This is a genomic window from Streptomyces niveus (genome assembly GCF_001723055.1).
Taxonomy (GTDB): Bacteria; Actinomycetota; Actinomycetes; order Streptomycetales; family Streptomycetaceae; genus Streptomyces; species Streptomyces niveus.
On sequence record NZ_MDCR01000014.1, the window covers coordinates 1 to 6,451 of the forward strand.

The 6,451-nt window shown below is 71.9% G+C and carries 6 protein-coding genes; 3 read left to right on the top strand and 3 right to left on the bottom strand.

All coding sequences use genetic code 11. From position 1 onward, the window contains the following. The 3 genes from BHU15_RS02030 to BHU15_RS02040 all read right to left on the bottom strand — a co-directional run. Nucleotides 1–1,967 (bottom strand): dolichyl-phosphate beta-glucosyltransferase (locus BHU15_RS02030; protein ID WP_069625574.1); only part of this gene is annotated, 1,967 nt, incomplete at its 3' end. An 11-nt stretch (nt 1,968–1,978) separates the two neighbouring features. Beyond that, a complete protein-coding gene (locus BHU15_RS02035; protein WP_069625575.1) occupies nt 1,979–2,671 on the bottom strand; it encodes a GntR family transcriptional regulator in 693 nt (230 codons plus the stop codon). Nucleotides 2,672–2,752: 81 nt separating this feature from the next. Continuing rightward, nucleotides 2,753–4,117: an aspartate aminotransferase family protein gene (locus BHU15_RS02040; protein WP_069625576.1), complete on the bottom strand. Its 1,365-nt coding sequence runs from the start codon at nt 4,115–4,117 to the stop codon at nt 2,753–2,755. 154 nt (nt 4,118–4,271) lie between these two features. Between BHU15_RS02040 and BHU15_RS02045 the strand changes: the two genes are divergently transcribed. The 3 genes from BHU15_RS02045 to BHU15_RS02055 form a co-directional block, all read left to right on the top strand. Continuing rightward, on the top strand, nt 4,272–4,868 hold the full coding sequence (locus BHU15_RS02045) for a type 1 glutamine amidotransferase family protein (protein WP_069625577.1): 597 nt from the start codon (nt 4,272–4,274) through the stop codon (nt 4,866–4,868). After that, nucleotides 4,865–5,332, top strand: coding sequence for a MarR family winged helix-turn-helix transcriptional regulator (locus BHU15_RS02050; protein WP_069625578.1), 468 nt, complete (start codon nt 4,865–4,867; stop codon nt 5,330–5,332). The genes BHU15_RS02045 and BHU15_RS02050 overlap by 4 nt, the downstream gene beginning before the upstream one ends. A gap of 296 nt (nt 5,333–5,628) precedes the next feature. After that, a partial coding sequence (locus BHU15_RS02055) for a serine/threonine-protein kinase (protein WP_141726754.1) occupies nt 5,629–6,451 on the top strand: 823 nt, incomplete at its 3' end.

Sequence of the window (6,451 nt, forward strand, 5' to 3'; positions counted from 1 at the left end):
GCCGCCGCGAGCGCGATCAGCACGCCGAGTGCCGGGGCGCAGATCATCGCCACCCGCGACTCGATCACCGACTCGAAGAGCGGCTGGTGCGCCAGCGCACGCCACGGCCCCGGCAGCACCACGTCCGTGAACGGGATCCGGATCTTCTGCCCCAGCGACAGCAGCGCGGCCACGAGCACCGTGCCCGTCACCGCCTTGACCAGTGCCGAACGCCCCAGCCACACCACGATCCCGAAGGTGAGCGCGGTCAACGGCCAGCCGTAGAAGGCGTTCTGCTCGGTGCGGTTCATCGCGAGCGTGTCGGCGCGCTCCTCGTCGCCGAGCAGCGCGCGGCCCGAGAACTCCAGGAAGGAGAGCGGGCTGTTGCCGGCGTTGTCGCCGTGCAGGACGCTGTGGTAGCTCTGCGGGCCGAAGAACTGCCAGTACAGCGGGAACGCCACCAGCGGCAGACACACCGCCAGCGCGACGCCCAGCCCGCGCAGCAGCGGGCGCCAGGTGGCGCGCGCGACATCGGGGCGCGCCAGCGCGTACGCCAGCGCGAAGATCAGCATGCCCATCGCCGCGAGCAGCAACGGTTCTTCGCCGAGGAAGATCTGGTACGTCGCGAAGAGGCCGAGCAGGACCCCGTCCCGGACGAGGCGACGGCCCCCCGCGCCCGGCTCGCAGAGCCGCAGCGCCCGGTCGATGATCACCGGGATCATGAAGAGCACAAGGAAGTTGGGATGCGCGGTGCCGTGCGACATCATCGGCGGCGCGAACGCGGCCAGCGCCGCGCCGACGGCAGCCGCCGGCCGGACGCGGGTCACCCGCCGTACGAACAGCCAGTACCAGGCGACCGCCGTCGCCGTCAGCCCGAGCGTCAGGACCAGCGCCCAGGTCACCGTCGGGCCGAGGAGGAGCGTGACGGGTGTCAGCGGGACGGACAGGCCGAGCATGACCGTGTTCGCCATCAGGTTCACGCCGTCGGGATGGCCCTGATAGGTGGTGAAGAGCGGATTGCGCAGATGCGCGACGTTGTCGGCGGTGACGCCGAAGAACCACTCCCACTGGTTCTGGTCCTGCATCGAGTCGGCGAGGTAGGCGCGGTCCAGGTCCGCCCACAGCCCCTTGTAGAGGAGGACGGATGAGAGGAGGAAGAGCACGCCGACGGCGAGGTCCGCGGGGCGCAAACGGGTGCGCAGGCGCAGGAGTTCCAGCAGTACGCGGCCGTAGTCCGCCGGGCGCACCTTCGAACCGCTCTGGTGCGACCAGCGCACCGGCACCTCGGCGACGGGCCAGCCCGCGCGGCGGAAGTGGCGCAGTATCTCGACGTCTATGCCCCAGCCGTCGAGGCGGGAGGCGGCGAAGGCGGCCCGCGCCTTGTCGCCGTCGAAGAGTTTGAAGCCGCACTGGGTGTCGTGTATGCCGCGGACGGCGACGAGCCGTATGAGGCGGTTGCCGAGCCGGCCGAGCCATTCACGTACGGGGCGCTGGCGGACCTCGACGCGGGAGTCGGGGAGTGCGCGGGAGCCGATGACGGCCGCGGTCGCCTCGTACTCGTACTCGTAGTCGCAGTCCTCTTCGTCTTCGTCTTCGTCTTCGTCGTCGTGCAGCAGGTCGTCCAGCGCGTCCAGTTCCTCTATCGGCGTCGCCAGGTCCGCGTCCGTGACCAGCACGCGCCTGCCGTACGACGCCAGGACTCCGAGCCGCAGCGCGTGCCCCTTGCCCCGGTTCTCCTCGCTCGTCAGCACCTGGACACGGGGCTCGTCCGCCGCCGCCTGTGCCGCGACCTCCGCGGTGCCGTCGGTCGAGCCGTCGTCCACGACGATCAGCTCCCAGTCGCCCCAGCGCTCCGGGTCGGCGCGCAGATGCGCGCAGATCGCGTCGAGGGTCGGGCGCAGCCGGTGTTCCTCGTTGTAGGCGGGGACGACCACGGTCAGGTCCGACCCCGTACCCGTGCGAGGCGTCGTGTCCGTGCTTCCACTCATCGCGTACCCGCTCACCGCCGCGGACGTCCCAGTTCCGGATCCACCCGGTCCGCCCACGCCAGCGAGTGCGTGTGGCAGTCGTCCATGACCGCCCGCGCCGCGTCCGCGTCGCCGAGCGTGATCGCGTCGACCAGCTGCTCGTGCCCGCTCCACAGCCAGTCGCGGCAGGCGCGGTCACCGCGCAGCAACGGCACGGAGAACACCCATGCCTGCACCCGCAGCCGGTGCAGGAAGTCGCAGATGTACTGATTGGTGATGAGCGCGGTCAGCTCCCGCCAGAACCGCAGGTCGTACCCGATCAGGATGTCCAGATCCCCGCCCTTGGCCGCCCGCGCGGCCTCCTCGGCCCGGCGCCGTACCGACACCAGCGCCTCGGAGCGCACCCGTCTGGTGCCGTGCGCCACGGCACGGCGGAACACGCCCTCGGTGATCAGCGAGCGCGCCTCGATCATGGCCCGGAAGTCGGCGACCGTGAACTGGTGGACGTGGAACCCACGGTGCTGGTCGGAGTCGAGCAGCCCCTGCGCGCTCAGATCGACCAGCGCCTCCCGGACGGGCGTCGCCGAGACCCCGTACTGCTCGGCGATGTGCTTGACGGTGAACTCCTCGCCCGGGAGCAAACGCCCCGCCAACACCTCGTCACGCAGTGCGTCCGCGATCTGTTGCCGCAGGGTGTTGCGGGTCACGGCTCCGCTGGCGGGCATTGATGTTCGTCCCCTCGTCCGGCTGCGCTCACCTTAAGCCAGGGAGAGGGAGGGCTCCGGGACACCGGAGCCCTCCGGTCGTCACACCGTGTGCTCGTCGGCCACCGTCAGCGCCGTGTCCAGGATTGCCAGCCCCTCCTTCGCCTCCGCCTCAGTGACGTTGCAGGGTGGTACGGCGTGCGTACGGTTCATGTTCACGAACGGCCACAGCCCGCCCTTCTTGCACGCGGCGGCGAAGGCGGCCATCGGCGCGTTCGCCTCGCCCGTCGCGTTGTACGGCACCAGCGGCTCGCGCGTCTGCCTGTCCCGTACGAGGTCGAGCGCCCAGAACACGCCCTGCCCGCGCACCTCCCCCACCGACGGGTGCCGCTCGGCCAGTTCGCGCAGGCCGGGGCCGAGCACCGTCTCGCCGATGTGGGCGGCGTTCTCGACGATCTTCTCCTCGGCCATCACGCGCAGCGTCGCGACGGCCGCCGCGCAGGCGAGCGGGTGGCCGGAGTAGGTGAGGCCGCCGGGGTAGGGGCGGGTCGCGAAGGTGTCCGCGATGGCGGCGGAGATCGCGACGCCGCCGAGCGGTACGTAACCGGAGTTGACGCCCTTCGCGAAGGTCAGCAGGTCGGGCACGACGTCGAAGTGGTCGGCGGCGAACCACGCGCCGGTACGGCCGAAGCCCGCCATCACCTCGTCCAGGACGAAGACGATGCCGTGCCGGTCGCACAACTCCCGTACGCCCGCGAGATAGCCGGGCGGTGGCGTCATGATGCCCGCCGTGCCGGGGATCGTCTCCAGGATGATCGCGGCGATCGTCGCCGGTCCCTCGAAGGCGATGGTCGACTCCAGGTGCTCCAGCGCGCGGGCGCACTCCTCGGCCTCGGTGGTGGCGTAGAAGGGCGAGCGGTACAGGAACGGCGCCCAGAAGCGCACCACTCCCGCGTTGCCGGTGTCGGAGGCCCAGCGGCGCGGGTCGCCGGTGAGGTTGATCGCGGTGGAGGTGGAGCCGTGATACGAGCGGTAGGCCGAGAGCACCTTGGGGCGGCCGGTGTGCAGCCGGGCCATCCGTACGGCGTTCTCGGTGGCCTCGGCGCCGCCGTTGGTGAAGAAGATCTTGTCGAGGTCGCCGGGGGTGCGCTCCGCGATGAGGCGGGCGGCCTCGGAGCGTACGTCGACGGCGAAGGCGGGCGCGAAGGTGGTGAGCTTCGCGGCCTGCTCCTGGATCGCGGCGACGACGGCGGGGTGCTGGTAGCCGATGTTGGCGAAGACGAGGCCGCTGGTGAAGTCCAGGTAGCGGTTGCCGTCGTGGTCCCAGAAGTACGAGCCGTCGGCACCGGCGACGGCGAGCGGGTCTATGAGTTCCTGGGCGGACCAGGAGTGGAACACGTGCGCGCGGTCGGCGGCCTTGACGGCAGCGCCCGCCTCCGGGTCGTGAGGCACGGGGTGAGGGGTCATGCGGCCAGAGTAGAGAGGGTCGGGTGGGGACCGAAACGGCCACCCTGTCTGGCGTGAGGGGTGGGACTGGGCAGGGTGTCGCCCCGCCCTTCGCGAACATTGACAGCAAACTGTCGACATGACAGGCTGCTGTCATAGAACTGAGGAGGCCATCATGACCGGCAAGACCGTGTACCTCGCCGTGTACGACACCCTCGCCGACTGGGAGACCGGTTACGCGACCGCGCACCTCGCCAAGAACGGCTACACCGTGCGCACCGTCGGCCCGACCGCCGACCCGGTCACCACCATGGGCGGCCTGCGCGTCCGGCCCGACATCGCGCTCGACCGGCTGGGCGAGCCCGAGGACGCGGCGGTGCTGATCCTCCCGGGCGCGGACCTCTGGGACACCGGGGACGACCTGGCGCCGTTCGCCCGCGCCGCCCGCCGGTTCATCGACCGGGGCCTGCCCGTCGCCGCGATCTGCGGCGCGACGGCGGGGCTGGCCCGCGAGGGCCTGCTGGACGACCGGGCGCACACCAGCGCCGTCACCTACTACCTGGACGCCACCGGGTACCGGGGCGGCAAGCACTACCGCGAGGCGGACGCGGTCACGGACGGCACCCTGATCACGGCCGGCCCGACCGAGCCGGTCGCGTTCGCCCGCGAGATCTTCGCGCTGCTCGGTGTGTACGAGGGCGAGAAGCTGGACGCCTGGTACCGGCTGTTCAAGAACTCCGACGCGAGCGCGTTCGAGGTCCTCAACTCATGAGCGAGCCCGTCGGCACCCCCGAAGTCCCGGAACTGCTCAGCAGGAGCGCGCTCGGCGTCTTCCGGCTGAACGGCCAGTTCCTCTCCGTGGCGGAGGAGTTGGCGGCCCCGGCGGGTCTGACGGCCGCCTGGTGGCAGGTCCTCGGAGCCGTACTGCCGCAGCCGCTGCCGGTCTCCGGGATCGCCCGCGCGATGGGCATCACGCGCCAGAGCGTGCAGCGGATCGCGGACCTGCTGGTCGAGCGCGACCTCGCGGCGTACGAGCCGAACCCCGCCCACCGCCGCGCGAAACTGCTCACCCCGACGGAGAAGGGCCGCGCGGCGATCCACGAGATCAGGCCGGCCCACGCGGCTCTCGCGCGGCGCCTGGCCGAGGAACTGGGCGAGTCGGACTTCGCGGAGACGGTACGGGTGCTGGAACGGCTGTCGCGGGCGATGGACACGATCGGCCCCGGGCCGGGGTGAGCGGCCGGGTGGATCGGCGGGGCCGAGCGGCTGGGCCGAACGCCCAGGCTGACCGCCGGGCTGACCGGCCGGGCTGACCGGCCGGGGTCAGTGGCCGGGCTGACCGGCCGGGGTCAGTGGCCGGGCCAAGCGACTCGGCCGAGCGGCCGGGCTGAGCGGCCGGCCGACGGCCGGGCTCAGCGGCTCGGCTGAACCGCCCGGCCGCGCCCCGGTTCTGCCGTGGGCGCGCCGGACGATCGTGGCGGCACTATCCTCGGCGCGTCGGGCTTGGGCATCTGGGGGAGGGCCGTACGGCCATGGAGAAGCTGACCGCAGGAGATCCACAACGCATCGGCGCCTACCGGCTGCTGGCACGCCTCGGCGCCGGTGGCATGGGGCAGGTGTATCTCGCGCGCTCGGACCGGGGCCGTACGGTCGCGGTGAAGCTCGTACGCAAGGAACTCGCCGAACAGGACGAGTTCCGCAACCGCTTCCGGCTGGAGGTCGCCGCCGCCCGGCGCGTCGGCGGGGCGTGGACGGCGCCCGTGCTCGACGCGAACACCGAGGCCGCGGTGCCCTGGGTCGCGACGGGGTACGTGGCCGGGCCCTCGCTCCAGGACATCGTCTCGGGCCCGCACGGGCCGCTTCCCGCGCGCTCGGTGCGGATACTCGGCTCGGGTCTCGCCCACGCCCTTCAGGACATCCACGGCGCGGGCCTGATCCACCGCGACCTCAAACCGTCCAACGTCCTGGTCACCATCGAGGGCCCGAAGGTCATCGACTTCGGCATAGCCCGCGCGCTGGAGACGGTCACCGGCGCCGGGCTGACCGGGACCGGCGGGCTGGTGGGCTCGCCCGGTTTCATGGCCCCGGAGCAGGTACGCGGCACCCCGATCACGCCCGCGTGCGACGTGTTCTGCCTGGGCTCGGTCCTCGCGTACGCGGCGACGGGGCACCTCCCGTTCGGTACGGCCGACACCGCCGTGCACGTGCTGATGTTCCGCATCGCGCAGGAGGAGCCGAACCTGACCGAACTCCCCGAGGGCTTGCGGGAGTTGGTGGCCGACTGCCTGAAGAAGGACCCGTCGCTGCGCCCGACCCCGGCGCAGATCCTCGCGCGGGTCGGGCGCAGCGACGGGT

Coding starts and splice junctions, on each gene's coding strand:
- BHU15_RS02035 (WP_069625575.1), bottom strand. CDS start 2,671: ATGCCCGCCAGCGGAGCCGTGACCCGCAACACCCTGCGGCAACAGATC.
- BHU15_RS02040 (WP_069625576.1), bottom strand. CDS start 4,117: ATGACCCCTCACCCCGTGCCTCACGACCCGGAGGCGGGCGCTGCCGTC.
- BHU15_RS02050 (WP_069625578.1), top strand. CDS start 4,865: ATGAGCGAGCCCGTCGGCACCCCCGAAGTCCCGGAACTGCTCAGCAGG.
- BHU15_RS02045 (WP_069625577.1), top strand. CDS start 4,272: ATGACCGGCAAGACCGTGTACCTCGCCGTGTACGACACCCTCGCCGAC.